Raw genomic sequence first — 14,365 nt, 5'->3', positions numbered from 1 at the left:
CCTAATCCCCCGCGAGGGCGTCGTCGACGAGGAGGGCGAGGGAGCCTTGCCCGCTCCGCGCGGTCAGGATCGCGGCCACCGCCCAGCCGTCCCGCGTCTCCACGAGGACGGGCGCGCCCGACATGCCGGAGGTGGCCGGGCAATCGAGCGAGAGGATCGCGTCCGACCGGGCGGTGACGGTGCAGCGCGTGTCGCGGGGCGCCTGGTTACGGGGATAGGAGATGACGCGGACCGTCTCTCCCGGCGCGGGGGCGGGGCCGAAGGGCAGCGGCGCGGGCGCGTCCGCGCGGGGGGCGAGGTCGATCACGACGACGTCGCGGGTCTCGGGGGTGAGGAGCGGCGTCGCCTCCACCCGCTCGAACCCCGCGACGGGGAGCGCCGCGTCGAAGCTGCCGTCGGGTTGCCAGTCGGCGAAGAACTTCTGCTGCGGATTGGGGGCGCGGCCCACGCAATGTCCGGCCGAGAGGGCGCGGTGCGGCGCCACGAGCACGGCGGTGCAATTGGGCCGCGCCTCCGTCACGGTGACGGCGAGCCGGCCCGTGGCCTCCCGCGCGGGATCGGCAGCGGCGGGCAGGGCCAGGAGGAGGAGGGCGAGGAGGGCGCGCATGCGGGCTACCTTGCGCGGCGGCACGGGGCTTTGCAAAGGGAACCTCCGCCCCCGGTGGGTGCGCGGAACGCGGCGAGGCGGGCGGCGGTGGTTTCGTCTGGTGCTCGAGCTTTGCGGGAAGGGTCCTCGTGGCGTGACGGGGCCCGTCCGGGGGCGGCTCCGCTCCGTTCACATCGATGTCAGGCGGCGTCGTTTGCGGGTGCGGGGCGGTTGCTGGACAAGCCCCGCGGCCGCAGATAGAGGTTCCGCGCAGTTTCGCAGGGCCGACCGGGCCCGCCCACTGACCCGAGGAACCGACCATGTTCGCAACGCCTGCCTATGCGCAAGCGGCCGGGGGCGCAGGCAGCGCTTTCGCCAGCTTCGTCCCCCTGATCCTGATCTTCGCCATCATGTACTTCCTGCTCATCCGGCCGCAGCAGAAGAAGGTGAAGGAACATCAGAAGATGGTCGAGGCGGTGCGCCGCGGCGACCAGGTGGTGACCGCGGGCGGTCTCGTCGGCAAGGTCTCCAAGGTGCGCGACGACGGCGAGGTCGAGGTCGAGCTCGGCGAGGGGATGCGCGTTCGTGTGATCAAGTCGACGCTCGCGCAGGTCCGTTCCAAGACCGAACCCGCCGAGAGCTGACGCCTCCCGAATTAGGACCTGCCCGCACGAGAGGCGCGCGACATGCTCAACATTCCCCTCTGGAACCGGATCGTGATCTGGGGACTGGTGGCGCTGGGACTTATCCTGGCCCTGCCGAACCTCTTTTACGGCCGGGTGGAGCAGGCCAACGACGCGCGCGCGGCGATCGTGCAGGCGGGCGCCACGCCCGAGCGGGAGGCGGAGGCCGCAGGCTGGCCGGACTGGCTGCCGCACGGGCTCGTCAACCTGGGGCTCGATCTCAGGGGCGGTGCGCACCTGCTGGCCGAAGTGCAGGTCGCGGACGTCTATGCCTCGCGGATGGACGCGCTCTGGCCGGAGCTGCGCGACGCGCTGCGCGGCGCGCGCGACGAGGTGGGCACGTTCCGCCGGGTGGACGAGGGCGGCGACGTGCTGCGCATCCGCCTCTCCGATCCCTCGGGCATGGCGCGCGCGCTCGAGATCGCGCGGGGCTTCGCCGAGCCCGTCTCCTCGCTGACGAGCGCGGGGTCGAACGACATCGACGTGGCGGGATCGGGCGCCGAGCTGACGATACAGTTGAGCGAGGCGGAGCGCGAGGCGGTCGACGACCGCACGATCCGCCAGAGCCTCGAGATCATCCGCCGGCGTGTCGACGAGGTCGGCACCCGCGAGCCCACGATTCAGAGGCAGGGCGCGGACCGGATCCTCATCCAGGTGCCCGGCATCGGCTCCGCCGAGGAGCTGAAATCGCTGATCGGCACCACGGCGCAGCTCACCTTCAACGCGGTGGTGAGCCGCACGACGGACGGCAACGCCAATCCCGGCACCGGCAACATGATCCTGCCGATGATGGACGACCCGAACCAGTTCATGATCCTGGAGCGGACCCCCGTCGTCACCGGCGAGGAGCTGACCGATTCCCAGCCCGAATTCGACCAGAACGGGCGGCCCGCCGTCACCTTCCGCTTCAACCCGTCGGGGGCGCGGGCGTTCGGCGATTACACGGCCGATAACATCGGCTCGCCCTTCGCGATCGTGCTCGACGAGGAGGTGATCTCCGCGCCGGTGATCCAGAGCTATATCGGCGGCGGGTCGGGGATCATCACCGGCAATTTCACGGTGGAGGAATCGACCGAGCTCGCCGTGCTCCTGCGCGCGGGCGCCTTGCCGGCCGAGCTCACCTTCCTCGAGGAGCGGACGATCGGCCCGGAACTCGGGCAGGATTCGATCGAGGCCGGGCGGATCGCCTGCATCGTGGCCTTCGTCGCGGTGATGGTGCTGATGGGCGCGTCCTACGGTCTCTTCGGGCTCTTCGCCAACATCGCGCTCCTCATCAACGTGGGTCTGATCTTCGGGCTTCTCAGCCTCATCGGCGCCACGCTCACGCTGCCGGGCATCGCGGGGATCGTGCTGACGATCGGCATGGCGGTCGATGCGAACGTCCTGGTCTTCGAGCGGATCCGGGAGGAGCTGAAAACCGCGCGGGGCCCCTCGCGCGCCATCGAGCTCGGCTACGAACGGGCGCTGTCGGCCATCATCGACGCCAACATCACGACCTTCATCATCGCCACGATCCTCTTCACGCTGGGCTCGGGCCCGGTGCGCGGCTTCGCCGTGACGCTCGGGATCGGGATCCTCACATCGGTCTTCACCGCCATCTTCGTGACGCGGGCGATGATCGCCACCTGGTACGGCCGCCGCCGGCCGAAGACGATCGAGGTCTGAGATGCGCCTGAAGCTGGTCCCCGACGAGACGAACATCGACTTCTTCAAGGCCGCGACGGTCACGTTCGGCGCGTCCTGCGTCGCGATGGTGGCCTCGATCGTCATCTGGGCGGTAATGGGGCTCAATTTCGGCATCGACTTCCAGGGCGGCACGACGATCCGCACCCAATCCGTCGAGGCCGTCGATGTCGGGGAGTACCGCGACGCGATCGCGCCCCTGAACCTCGGCGACGTGGCGATCAGCGAGGTCTTCGATCCGTCCTTCGGGAACGACGAGAACGTCGCGATGATCCGCATCCAGGCACAGGACGGCGAGGAGAGCGTCACGCAGCAGACGATCGCGGCGGTCGAGGGCGCGCTGCAGGAAGTCGATCCCTCGATCACCTTCCCGTCGGTGGAATCGGTCGGGCCGAAAGTCTCCGGCGAGCTTATCCAGACGGCGTTCCTCGCCGTGGCGGCCTCGCTCGGCGCAATTCTCGTCTATATCTGGCTGCGCTTCGAGTGGCAGTTCTCCGTGGGCGCGGTGGCCGCGCTCTTCCACGACGTGATCCTGACGATCGGCCTCTTCTCGCTTTTGCAGATCAGGTTCGATCTCGCCACCATCGCGGCGATCCTGACGATCATCGGCTATTCGATCAACGACACGGTCGTGATCTTCGACCGGCTGCGCGAGAACCTCATCAAGTACAAGCAGCGCCCGCTCCGCGACGTGATGAACCTCTCGGTGAACGAGACGCTGAGCCGCACGGTGATGACGTCTGGCACGACGCTGATCGCGCTGATCGCGCTCCTCGTCCTGGGCGGCGACGTGATCCGGGGCTTCGTCTTCGCGATCACCTGGGGCGTGGTCGTCGGGACCTATTCCTCGGTCTTCGTGGCGAAGAACATCGTCCTCTTCCTCGGCGTCAAGCGCGACTGGACGAAGCCCGACAAGAACGACGGCAACCAGTTCGCGAAGATCGACGCCTGAGCCGGGGGCTTTGACGGGACGGGCGGACGGCCTACCCTGCGACGGACCTATCAGCGGGCAAGGGAGCGAGGCATGGAACTGAACGAGGTGCCCTTCGACGGGCTCAAGCCGATCGAGGGCTACGGTCCGGGCTTCTTCCGCATCGGGGGCGCCGTCCACGAAGGCGCGGTGGTCGTCCTGCCCGGCGGCGTGAGCGAATGGGGCGGCTACGGCGATACCGCGACGCTCATCCGCGCGAAGGGCGATGTCGACGTGGTCCTCGTCGGCACCGGGCGCGAGATCGCGCAGGTGCCGCGCGCGTTTCGCGAGGCGCTCGAGGAGGCCGGTCTCGGGGTCGAGGTGATGGGCTCCGCCGCGGCCTGCCGGACCTACAACGTGCTCCTGGGCGAAGGGCGGCGGATCGCGGCCGCGATGCTGCCCGCGGGATGAACGCGCCGCCCCTGGTGCTCGACGGCGTGGCCGTGGCGCGGGGCGGTGTGCCGGTGCTCGAAGGCGTCACCGTGCGGGCCGACCCCGGGACCGCGCTGATCCTGAGAGGTCCGAACGGGGCGGGCAAGACGACCCTCCTCAGGACCATCGCGGGCCTGCAGGCGCCCATCGCGGGCGAGATCGCGCCGGGCCCCGACCAGGTCGCCTACGGCGCCCATGCGGACGGCATGAAGGGCGGGCTGACGGTCGCGGAGAACCTCGCCTTCTGGGCCGGGATCCACGGGACGGGCGGGATCGGCGAGGCCCTCGACGCCTTCGGGCTCGCACGGCTGTCGGAGCGCGCGGCGCAGCATCTCTCGGCGGGGCAGGCGCGGCGGCTGGGCCTCGCGCGGCTTCTTCTGACCGGGCGGCCCGTCTGGCTTCTCGACGAGCCCACCGTCTCGCTCGACGCGGAGGGGGTCGGGCTCTTCGGGCAGGTCGTGCGTGCGCATCTCGGCCGGGGCGGGATCGCGGCGATCGCCACGCATGTCGATCTCGGGATCGCGGGGGTGCCGCTCGATCTCGCCGGGTTCCGGGCGCGCAGCGTGCCGGCGGAGGGGGCGCTCGCATGGGACGTGTGATCGCGCGCGACCTGCGGCTCGCGTTCCGCGCCGGGGGCGGCTTCGGGCTCGGCCTCGCCTTCTACCTCATCCTCACGGTGCTGGTGCCCTTCGGGGTCGGGCCGGCGGGCGCGGAGCTCGCCCGGATCGCGCCGGGTATCCTCTGGGTGGGTGCGCTCCTCGCCTGCCTTCTGTCGCTCGACCGGCTCTTCGCGCTCGACCGCGAGGACGGGGCGCTCGACCTGCTCGCCACCGCGCCTGTGCCGCTCGAGGGCGTGGCGCTCGGCAAGGCGGTGGCGCACTGGCTGACGACGGGCCTGCCGCTCAGCCTCGCGGCGCCGGGCCTGGGCGTCCTTCTGAACCTGCCCTGGCCCGGCCATCTCTGGCTCGGGCTGTCGCTGCTCCTTGGCACGCCGGCCCTGAGCCTCATCGGGGCGTTCGGCGCGGCGCTGACCGTGGGGCTGAAGCGGGGCGGGCTTCTCCTCTCGCTCCTCGTCCTGCCGCTCTATGTGCCGACGCTGATCTTCGGGGCGGACGTCGCGCGGCGCGGTGCGGAGGGGATGGCGCTCGGTGCGCCGCTGGCTCTTCTGGCCGCGGTGAGTGCGGGCTGTCTCGCGCTCCTGCCGTTCGCCGCGGCGGGCGCGCTCCGGATCAATCTCAGGTGAGCGGGGGCGCGCGAGACGCGGCCGCGGCGTTCTCGCGCCTTGAGGCGGCGGCGGGGCGAGGTTAGGGATTTCCACATGTCGATCTGGTCCTACGCCAATCCCGCGAAATTCATGGCGACCACGCGCCGCCTGACCCCGGCCTTGGGCGCGCTCGCCGCGCTCTGCCTCGTCGTGGGGCTCGTCTGGGGGTTCTTCTTCACGCCCGACGATTACCGGCAGGGCGCGACGGTGAAGATCATCTATCTCCACGTCCCGTCGGCGCTGATGGCGATCAACGGCTGGCTGATGATGCTGGTGGCCTCGCTCGTCTGGCTCGTCCGCCGCCATCACGTGAGTGCGCTCGCCGCGCGGGCCGCGGCGCCCGTGGGCATCACGATGACGCTGATCGCGCTCGTCACGGGCGCCGTCTGGGGACAGCCGATGTGGGGGACCTGGTGGGCCTGGGACCCGCGGCTCACCTCATTCCTCATCCTGTTCCTGTTCTACCTCGGCTACATCGCGCTTTGGGAGGCGATCGAGGATCCCGACACGGCCGCGGACCTCACCTCCGTCCTCTGTCTCGTCGGATCGGTCTTCGCGCTCCTGTCGCGCTATGCGGTGAATTTCTGGAACCAGGGGTTGCACCAAGGCGCCTCGCTCAGCCTCGACGCGGAGGAGAACGTGGCCGATGTGTTCTATTTTCCGCTGCTCGTCTCGATGGCGGGCTTCGTGCTCCTGTTCGTGGCGCTCGTCCTGATGCGGACGCGGACCGAGATACGCGCGCGCAGGCTCCATGCGCTGCGACTGCGCGAGAGGATGGCATGATGCCCGATCTGGGAAAATACGCGGCCGAGGTCCTGACCGCCTATGCCGCGTCCGCGGTGCTGCTGCTCGGTCTCGTCGGGCTCACGCTCTGGCGCGCGGCGCGGGTCAAGCGGGCGCTCGACCGGGCGGAGGGACGGCACGATGCCTAGGCTCCCCATTCTCGCGCTGATCCCGCCCGTGGCCTTCGTGGGGCTGGCGGCGCTCTTCTACACCGGCATGCAGCGGGAGGATCCGGATGCGCTGCCCTCGACCTTCGTCGGGCGGGACGCGCCGGCCTTCAGCCTGACCTCGCTCGGCGACCGCCCGAAGGTGGATCGCGCCGCGCTCGAGGCGGACGGGGTGAAGCTGGTGAACTTCTGGGCTAGCTGGTGCGCGCCCTGCCGGGTGGAGCATCCGGCGCTCGAGGGGCTGGCTGCGGAGGGGATCGCGATCCACGGGATAAACTACAAGGACGTACCGGAGAACGCGGAGGCGTTCCTCTCCGAACTCGGCGATCCCTACACGTCGGTAGGCGAAGACGCGGAGGGCCGCACGGCGCGGGACTGGGGCGTCTACGGCGTGCCCGAGACCTTCGTGATCGACGGCGAGGGACGGGTCCTTCTGCGTTTCGCGGGGCCGATCACCGAGCGCTCGCTCGAGGGAAAGATCCGTCCCGCGATCGCGGAAGCGCGCGGGGAATAGAAGCCGCCACTGGCTCGACGCGAAAACTGCTGCCGGGCTCCGTGCGTCTTAATGCGATCAAAACCCGATCGAGCCTACACCCTACCCGATTTGCAAAGGGGATGTGTGGATGGGACGAACATCGGGCGGAAATACTGCGGCAGGCGGAGTTGGGACGGCGCGGAAATCGATGGCGCTCGGCTACCTGCTGCTGATCCTCGCCGGAGGTCTCGGCGCCCATCGCTTCTACCTCGGGCGGATCGAGAGCGGCGTCGCCATGATACTCCTGACAGCAGTGGGTTGGTCCGCCGCCCTCTTTCTCGGCGTCCATATCCTGCTCGGCGCGCATTTCACGTGGTGGATCATCGATCTGTTTCTCCTGCCCGAGATGATCCGGGAGGAGGCGGTTTTAAAAAACCGCGCCGACGGGCATGGGACCGCCGAGGAGACCGGCTCCATGCCCTTAGCGGCAGAATGACGTAGGGGACCGGCGACAGACGCCGATCCCCCTTCATGAGCAGGCCTGGGCCGCGGTCTCAGGCGGCCGAGGCGGTGTCGGCGAGGCGGCGCAGGACGTAGTGCAGCACGCCGCCGTTCTTGACGTAGTCGATCTCGATCCCGGTATCGATCCGCGAGCGGAGCTCGATCTCCTTCGTCGTGCCGTCGGCATAGGTGATCGTGCAGGGCACCGTGGCCTTCGGGCGGAACTCCTCTTCCAGCCCGTGGATCGAGATCTGCTCGTCGCCCGTAAGCTTGAGCGACTTGCGGGTGTCGCCATCGGAGAACTCGAACGGGATCACCCCCATGCCGACGAGGTTCGAGCGGTGGATGCGCTCGTAGCTCTCCGCGATCACCGCCTTGACGCCCAGGAGCGCGGTGCCCTTGGCCGCCCAGTCGCGCGAGGAGCCCGCGCCGTATTGTTCGCCCGCGATGATGACGAGGGGCGTGTCGCCCTCCATGTACTTCATCGCCGCGTCGAAGATCGGCATCTGCTCCCCGTCGGGGCCCTTGGTATAGCCGCCCTCGACCCCGTCGAGCATCTCGTTGCGGATGCGGATGTTGGCGAAGGTGCCGCGCATCATCACCTCGTGATTGCCGCGCCGCGAACCGTAGGAGTTGAACTCCCGCGGCTGCACCTGCCGCTCCGTGAGGTAGGAGCCCGCCGGCGTCGTCTCCTTGAACGAGCCCGCCGGGGAGATGTGGTCGGTCGTCACCATGTCGCCCAAGAGCGCGAGGATGCGGGCATTCTCGACATTCTCGATCTTGCCGGGTTCGTGACCCATATCCTGGAAGTAGGGCGGGTTCTGCACGTAGGTCGAACCGGCCGGCCAGTCGTAGGTCTCCTGGTCCGTGGTCTCCACCTCGCGCCACTTCTCGTCGCCCTTGAAGACGTCGGCGTACTTCTCCTGGAAGCTCTCGCGGGTCACGGTCTTCTCCACGAGCTCCGCGATCTCCGACTGCGAGGGCCAGAGGTCCTTGAGGAAGACGTCGTTGCCGTCCTTGTCCTGCCCGAGCGGTTCCGTCGTGATGTCGACGTTCATGTCGCCCACGAGGGAATAGGCCACGACGAGCGGCGGGGAGGCGAGGTAGTTCGCGCGGCAATCGGGCGAAATCCGGCCCTCGAAGTTGCGGTTGCCCGACAGGACCGAGACGGCGATCAGGTCGTTGTCGGTGATCGCCTTGGAGATCTCCTCCTGAAGCGGCCCGGAATTGCCGATGCAGGTCGTGCAGCCGTAGCCCACGAGGTTGAAGCCGATCGCGTCGAGATCTTCCTGCAGCCCGGTCTCCTCCAGATAGGCGGAGACGACCTGCGAGCCCGGCGCGAGGGAGGTCTTGACCCAGGGCTTGCGGTCGAGGCCCAGCTCCCGCGCCTTCTTCGCCACGAGGCCCGCGCCGATCATGACGTAGGGGTTCGAGGTGTTGGTGCAGGAGGTGATCGAGGCGATGACGATCGAGCCGTCATGCAGTTCGAACGATTTCTCCTCGCCGTCGATGTCGGTCATCGTGACATGGGCGCGCTGGTGGCGGCCCGTATCGCCGGGGATCTCCTTCGGCTCCGGCTGGCCGCCTTCGGCCTCCCAGCGAACTTCCGACTTCTCGCCGCCATCGGGCTCCTTGCGCTGACCCTCGATATAGGCGTGGAACGTCTTGGCCGCGGCGTCGAGGTCGATATGGTCCTGCGGCCGCTTCGGCCCGGAGATGGCGGGCTTCACGGTCGACATGTCGAGCTCGAGCGTGTCGGTGAAGACCGGCTCCGCGCCCGTCTCGCGCCACATGCCCTGGGCCTTCGCATAGGCCTCGACGAGGTCGATCGTGTCGCGCTCGCGGCCCGTCTGCGTGAGGTAGCGGATGGTTTCCGCGTCGATCGGGAAGAACGCGCAGGTGCCGCCGAATTCGGGGCTCATGTTGCCGATCGTGGCGCGGTCGGCCAGCGGCACGTTGTCGAGACCGTCGCCGTAGAACTCGACGAACTTCTGCACGACGCCCTTCTCGCGGAGCATCTCGCAGACGCGCAGCACGAGGTCGGTCGCGGTCGTCCCCTCCGGCATCGCGCCGGTGAGCTTGAAGCCGACCACTTCGGGAATGAGCATGGAGACGGGCTGGCCCAGCATCGCGGCCTCCGCCTCGATCCCGCCGACGCCCCAGCCGAGGACCGCGGCGCCGTTGACCATCGTCGTGTGGCTGTCGGTACCCACGAGCGTGTCGGGATAGGCCACGAGCTTGCCGTCCTGGTCGGTGTCCGACCAGACGGTCTTGGCGAGGTATTCGAGGTTCACCTGGTGGCAGATGCCGGTTCCGGGCGGGACCACGCGGAAATTGTCGAACGCCTTCTGGCCCCACTTGAGGAAGGTGTAGCGCTCGATGTTGCGCTCGTATTCGCGCTCCACGTTGTGCTGGAAGGCGCGGGGGTTGCCGAACTCGTCGATCATCACCGAGTGGTCGATGACGAGGTCGACGGGGTTGAGCGGATTGATCTTCTGCGCGTCGCCGCCCAAGGCCACGATCCCGTCGCGCATCGCGGCGAGGTCGACCACGGCCGGCACGCCGGTGAAGTCCTGCATGAGCACCCGGGCAGGGCGGTAGGCGATCTCGCGGTCGGTCTTGCCGCCGTTCGACACCCAGTCGGAGAAGGCGCGGATGTCGTCCTGCGTGACCGTGTCACCGTCCTCGAATCTCAGTAGGTTCTCGAGCACGACCTTCAGCGACACCGGCAGCTTCGCAAAATCGCCCAAGCCTGCCTTCGAGGCGGCGTCGATGGAATAATAGACGTAGCTCTTGTCCCCGACGGTCAGATCCGTGCGGGTCTTGGTCTGATCGTGTCCAACCTCGATTGGCATTTCGGGTCTCCTTGGCAATGGGCTGAGAGAATGGCATTCCGTTGCCCCAACGCACGGGGGCGAGCACGGGTCCAATTAGCATTGTATGCGACAGTATGCAACACGAACGGGTCGCGCGTCTCTCGCAAAACCTTGATTGGCTTCAACCCGGCACGGCTCCTAGCTTGCGCCGGACCAGCCGCGGATCGGAGTTCAACATGCGCGCAGCCGTGATCGCGGTCTTTCTGGGCCTCGTGCCCTTCGCGGGCGCGTTCGCCGGAACCACCGAACAGCCCGTCGTGGTGGAACTCTACACCTCGCAGGGCTGCTCCGCCTGTCCGGAGGCGGACGCGATGATCGCCGATCTCGCGGACCACGAGGGCGTGCTGCCCCTGGCGCTCCACATCGATTACTGGGACTACATCGGCTGGGTCGACATCTTCGCCGATCCCGACTTCACGAAACGGCAGAAGGCCTATGCGCGGGTGGCCGGGTCGCGGACGATCTTTACGCCCCAGATGATCGTGTCGGGAACCGACCACGTCGTCGGCGCGAAGCCGGTCCAGCTGATGGATTTGATCCAGAAGCACGCGGAACGCCCCGATCCCGTCTCGATCGACCTCGCGCGGAAGGGCGGTTCGCTCGTGATCGACGCGGTCGCGACCGATCCGCTCGAGAAGGAGACGGTCGTGCAGCTCGTCCGCTACAGCCCCGCGGAGCGGGTCGAGATCACGCGCGGTGAGAATGCGGGCCTGACGATCGACTACGCCAACGTCGTGCGGGAATGGCGGACGCTCGGCGCCTGGGACGGTCAGGCGCCGCTTCATCTCGAGGTCGCGGCCGAGGGGCCCGTCGCGGTCATCGTGCAATACGAGGGCTTCGGGCAGATCGTGGCGGCGGCGTCGCTGGAATAGGCGGCGCGTCAGGCGGATCTGCGGTCGCGCGTGGCGCCCTTCCGGCGGCGTTCCGGTTTCCAGCGGCGATGGACCCAGAACCACTGCTCCATGTGCTGGCGCACCTGCAGCTCGAGATTGTCGTTGATGGCCTGCGTCATCGTCACCGGATCGCTGTGCTCGACCGGGGCCTCGAGCCGGATGTCGAAGCTGAGCCCGTCGGGCTTGCGGATGCCGTAGCAGGGGATCACCAGCGCGTTGTACTTCAGCGCCCAGTCGCAGGCCGCCACGGATGTGGGCGCGGATTGCCCGAAGAACGTCACGTCCGCCCCCTTGCGGGAATAGACGTCGGTGAGGATCCCAACCGCGCCGCCGTCGGCGATGTGGCGGACGAACTGCGTCACACCGCGCCGCTTGTTGGGAAAGAGCGGCGTGCCGATGGCGGAGAGGGCGGCCACGTAATGCACGTTGAAATGGGGATTGTTCATCTCGCGATAGAGAGCCGCGAGCGGCACGCCCTGATGGAAGAGCGCCGCGCGCAACGCGTCGAAATTGCCCAGATGGGCGGTCACGAGCACGACGGGCCGGCCCGCCTCCCGCGCGTCGCGAAGGGGCTCCAGACCCGGGCCCGAAAGCGGCGTTCCCGCGACATGCGCCTTGAATTCGGCGCCCGAATAGATCTCGATCAGCGTCCGGCCGACATTGTCGGGCACGGCGCGCTGCAGGCGGCGGACCTCCGCAGGGGGCAGGTCGGGGCAGGCATGGGCGAGGTTGGAGCGGATGCGCCGCCGCCACCCCGCGATGGGCGCGATGACGCTGCTGCAAAGGCGCCCCATGAGCGGGATGCGGTAGCGGTAGGGCACGGCCAGGACGAGGCCGAGCAGGGCGCGGATCGCGATGTCCTGAACACGGTCGAAGCGTCTAGGGGTATGTTCCACGGGCTTGGGCCTCCGGGCGCGTCTCGGGCCCGGGGGTAGCCGAGCGGACCTCGCGATGCCAGACGTAAAGTCCGGCTGCCGCGATGATGGCCATGCCGAGGAACGTCATCCCGTCCGGCACCTCGCCGAAGAAGAGGAACCCCCAGAGGGAGGCGAAGGCGATGGCGGTGTAGGAAAAGGGCGCGATGGCGCTCGCTTCGGCCACCTGCAGCGCGCGGATCAAGAGGAACTGCGCCGCCGCCCCGAAGAACCCGATGGCGAGCATCTTGACGATCGTGGGCGGGGCGGGCGTCTGCCAGTGGAACGGGACGATCACGCAGAGGGCCGCCGCGCCGATGAGTGCGGTGTAGAAGAGCGAGGTCCATGCGTTCTCGTCGCGGCCGACGAAGCGCGTGGCGAGCGCGTATCCCGAATAGCAGACCGCCGCGCAGAGCGGCAGGAACGCCCCGGCGGTGAACACGTCGGTGCCCGGGCGGATGATGACGAGCGCGCCCGCAAGCGATACCGTGACGCCCGCCGCCCGTCTCACGCCGAAGCGCTCGCCGAGAAAGAGCGCCGCGCCGAGCGTGATGAGGACCGGGCTCACATCGAAGATCGCCGTGGCCTCCGCAAGCCCAATCCGGACGAGACCCGCGAAGAAGAAGGTCGTGGCCATCAGGAGGAAGGCGGAGCGCAGGACCTGGAGCTTCGGATAGCGCGTCTTCAGAAGCGCCGTCCCGCGCGGTGCCACGATCAGCGCGACCACCACCGCCTGCCCGAGGAAGCGCGACCAGAGCGCCATGACGAGGCCCGCATCCTCGGCGATCGACTTGGCGGTCGCGTCGAGCACCGTGAAGCAGAGCACGGCCGACAGCATGAGCGCGATGCCACGGCCCGGATCCGAGCCGCCGGCCTTCACGCGGGCGTTCGGGGCAGGCCGGTGCCGATCATGCTGTCGCGCGTCACGAGGGCCGCGAGCGCCTCTTCCGACATCCCGTCCGTGCCCGCGGGCCGGTCAGGGATCACGACGTAGCGCATGTCGGCGGTGCTGTCGTGGACGCGGACGCGCACCGAGGGAGGCAGGTCTAGGCCGAATTCCGCCAGCACGGCACGTGGCTCGCGCACCACGCGGCTGCGATAGGCGCGCGACTTGTACCAGTCGGGCGGCAGGCCCAGCAGGTTTCGCGGATAGCACGAGCAGAGCGTGCAGGTGACGACGTTGTGCGTCACGGCGTCGTTGGCGACCGCCACGAGGTGAAGCGCGCCGATGTCGAAGCCCATCTCCCGGCTCGCCGCGGAGGCATCCGCCATCAGACGGTCGCGGAAGGCCGGATCGCACCAGGCACGCGCGACGAGCGCCGCGCCCTGCGCGGGACTGCGCGCGTCCATCGCCTCGATCTGCGCTGCGATCTCTTCGGGGGTGACGTGGCCCTTCTCGACGAGAAGCTCGCGCACGGCGATCTCCATCACCTGCCAGTAGGACAGGGGCCCGTCGTCGTCGGGGCGGTAGGGGTGGCCGGAGGGCGACAGGTGTTCCGCGTGGTCATGCGGCATGGGGCTCTCCCGTTTCGAGCCAGTGCTCGTAGATCTCCGCGTCGAGCGTATCCTCGGGGGTTTCCGCCGCCGCGCCCCAGAGCTCGGCCATGGTGAAGCGCACGCGCCAGAGCCCGCGCTCCTCTGCCGGAAGTCCGTAGGCCAGCCGCTCGGGATTGGGAAAGGCGCCGAGCGCGCGCTCCACGATGCCGGTCCGGCCGCGCAGATAGGCGGGCGCGCGGACATGGCCGGGCGGCGACCAGTCGCGGACGCGCACGCGCGCGCCCGGCTCAACGCGATTGGGCATCGCCGTAGGTCGCGCCGCGCCGGGCGACCTCCTCCATCCGGGCCGCGAGCTCCGCCGTGTCGTAGGCGCCCGCCGCGACGAGGTTGCGGTTGATGGCCGCGATCCAGCGTTCGTAGTAGCTCATCGTCTCGAACGCCGTCTCGCCCATCTCCTCGAGCGCGCGTCGCAGGCCGTCGACGGTGAAATGGCCCTTGTTCGACATCAGGACCATGAGGGCGTCGACGCGTTTCTCCCAGAGGGCGAAATCGTGCTCGGCCCGGGGTACGGACCCGGCGGGGCCGCCGCCCATGTCGTGCCAATGCGAGGGAACGTCGGGTTGCATGACCGCACCCTAGGC

The 14,365-nt window shown here is 68.8% G+C and carries 18 protein-coding genes; 11 read left to right on the top strand and 7 right to left on the bottom strand.

Features of this window, described 5'->3' with window-relative positions; genetic code table 11:
* Position 1: 1 nt before the first annotated feature.
* Positions 2–607: a trypsin-like serine peptidase gene (locus tag LX81_RS06495; RefSeq protein ID WP_146259399.1), complete on the bottom strand. Its 606-nt coding sequence runs from the start codon at positions 605–607 to the stop codon at positions 2–4.
* A gap of 299 nt (positions 608–906) precedes the next feature.
* Between LX81_RS06495 and yajC the strand changes: the two genes are divergently transcribed.
* From yajC to LX81_RS06445, 10 genes are all read left to right on the top strand, one after another.
* Positions 907–1,230, top strand: a complete 324-nt coding sequence (gene yajC, locus LX81_RS06490; RefSeq protein ID WP_111536490.1) for a preprotein translocase subunit YajC — start codon at positions 907–909, stop codon at positions 1,228–1,230.
* Between the two features lie 42 nt (positions 1,231–1,272).
* Positions 1,273–2,934: a protein translocase subunit SecD gene (secD, locus tag LX81_RS06485; RefSeq protein ID WP_111536489.1), complete on the top strand. Its 1,662-nt coding sequence runs from the start codon at positions 1,273–1,275 to the stop codon at positions 2,932–2,934.
* A 1-nt stretch (position 2,935) separates the two neighbouring features.
* The gene (gene secF / locus LX81_RS06480) at positions 2,936–3,904 is read left to right on the top strand and encodes a protein translocase subunit SecF (RefSeq protein WP_111536488.1); all 969 of its coding nucleotides are present in this window, start codon (positions 2,936–2,938) and stop codon (positions 3,902–3,904) included.
* A 72-nt stretch (positions 3,905–3,976) separates the two neighbouring features.
* Positions 3,977–4,333 (top strand): Mth938-like domain-containing protein, encoded by a 357-nt coding sequence (locus LX81_RS06475; protein ID WP_111536487.1) that lies wholly within the window; start codon positions 3,977–3,979, stop codon positions 4,331–4,333.
* Entirely contained in the window at positions 4,330–4,953 is a 624-nt protein-coding gene (ccmA, locus tag LX81_RS06470) for a heme ABC exporter ATP-binding protein CcmA (RefSeq protein WP_111536486.1), read from the top strand. Before LX81_RS06475 ends, ccmA begins: the two co-directional genes overlap by 4 nt.
* Positions 4,941–5,597 (top strand): heme exporter protein CcmB, encoded by a 657-nt coding sequence (ccmB, locus tag LX81_RS06465; protein WP_111536485.1) that lies wholly within the window; start codon positions 4,941–4,943, stop codon positions 5,595–5,597. Before ccmA ends, ccmB begins: the two co-directional genes overlap by 13 nt.
* 75 nt (positions 5,598–5,672) lie before the next feature.
* Positions 5,673–6,401 (top strand): heme ABC transporter permease, encoded by a 729-nt coding sequence (locus LX81_RS06460; protein WP_111536484.1) that lies wholly within the window; start codon positions 5,673–5,675, stop codon positions 6,399–6,401.
* Positions 6,398–6,550: a heme exporter protein CcmD gene (ccmD, locus tag LX81_RS06455; RefSeq protein WP_111536483.1), complete on the top strand. Its 153-nt coding sequence runs from the start codon at positions 6,398–6,400 to the stop codon at positions 6,548–6,550. Before LX81_RS06460 ends, ccmD begins: the two co-directional genes overlap by 4 nt.
* Positions 6,543–7,082, top strand: a complete 540-nt coding sequence (locus tag LX81_RS06450; protein WP_111536482.1) for a DsbE family thiol:disulfide interchange protein — start codon at positions 6,543–6,545, stop codon at positions 7,080–7,082. The genes ccmD and LX81_RS06450 overlap by 8 nt, the downstream gene beginning before the upstream one ends.
* 109 nt (positions 7,083–7,191) lie before the next feature.
* Positions 7,192–7,539, top strand: coding sequence for an NINE protein (locus LX81_RS06445; protein WP_111536481.1), 348 nt, complete (start codon positions 7,192–7,194; stop codon positions 7,537–7,539).
* A gap of 58 nt (positions 7,540–7,597) precedes the next feature.
* On the opposite strand, the gene acnA is transcribed toward LX81_RS06445, so the two are convergent.
* Positions 7,598–10,399: an aconitate hydratase AcnA gene (gene acnA / locus LX81_RS06440; RefSeq protein ID WP_111536480.1), complete on the bottom strand. Its 2,802-nt coding sequence runs from the start codon at positions 10,397–10,399 to the stop codon at positions 7,598–7,600.
* A gap of 197 nt (positions 10,400–10,596) precedes the next feature.
* On the opposite strand from acnA, the gene LX81_RS06435 reads away from it, so the two are divergent.
* A complete protein-coding gene (locus LX81_RS06435) occupies positions 10,597–11,292 on the top strand; it encodes a DUF1223 domain-containing protein (protein WP_111536479.1) in 696 nt (231 codons plus the stop codon).
* Between the two features lie 8 nt (positions 11,293–11,300).
* On the opposite strand, the gene LX81_RS06430 is transcribed toward LX81_RS06435, so the two are convergent.
* The 5 genes from LX81_RS06430 to LX81_RS23300 are packed head-to-tail and all read right to left on the bottom strand — an operon-like array spanning position 11,301 to position 14,317.
* On the bottom strand, positions 11,301–12,209 hold the full coding sequence (locus LX81_RS06430) for a lysophospholipid acyltransferase family protein (RefSeq protein WP_111536478.1): 909 nt from the start codon (positions 12,207–12,209) through the stop codon (positions 11,301–11,303).
* Positions 12,193–13,107, bottom strand: coding sequence for a DMT family transporter (locus LX81_RS06425; RefSeq protein WP_234822512.1), 915 nt, complete (start codon positions 13,105–13,107; stop codon positions 12,193–12,195). The genes LX81_RS06430 and LX81_RS06425 overlap by 17 nt, the downstream gene beginning before the upstream one ends.
* Positions 13,104–13,742: a nitrile hydratase subunit alpha gene (gene nthA, locus LX81_RS06420; RefSeq protein ID WP_111536477.1), complete on the bottom strand. Its 639-nt coding sequence runs from the start codon at positions 13,740–13,742 to the stop codon at positions 13,104–13,106. Before nthA ends, LX81_RS06425 begins: the two co-directional genes overlap by 4 nt.
* Entirely contained in the window at positions 13,732–14,028 is a 297-nt protein-coding gene (locus LX81_RS23305) for an SH3-like domain-containing protein (RefSeq protein ID WP_373280272.1), read from the bottom strand. Before LX81_RS23305 ends, nthA begins: the two co-directional genes overlap by 11 nt.
* Entirely contained in the window at positions 14,012–14,317 is a 306-nt protein-coding gene (locus LX81_RS23300) for an SH3-like domain-containing protein (protein WP_111536707.1), read from the bottom strand. Before LX81_RS23300 ends, LX81_RS23305 begins: the two co-directional genes overlap by 17 nt.
* Positions 14,318–14,365 lie beyond the last annotated feature (48 nt).

The sequence above is a fragment of the Palleronia aestuarii genome (genome assembly GCF_003253995.1).
GTDB classification, from domain to species: Bacteria; Pseudomonadota; Alphaproteobacteria; order Rhodobacterales; family Rhodobacteraceae; genus Palleronia; species Palleronia aestuarii.
This window is presented reverse-complemented; position numbering and strand designations above follow the sequence as displayed.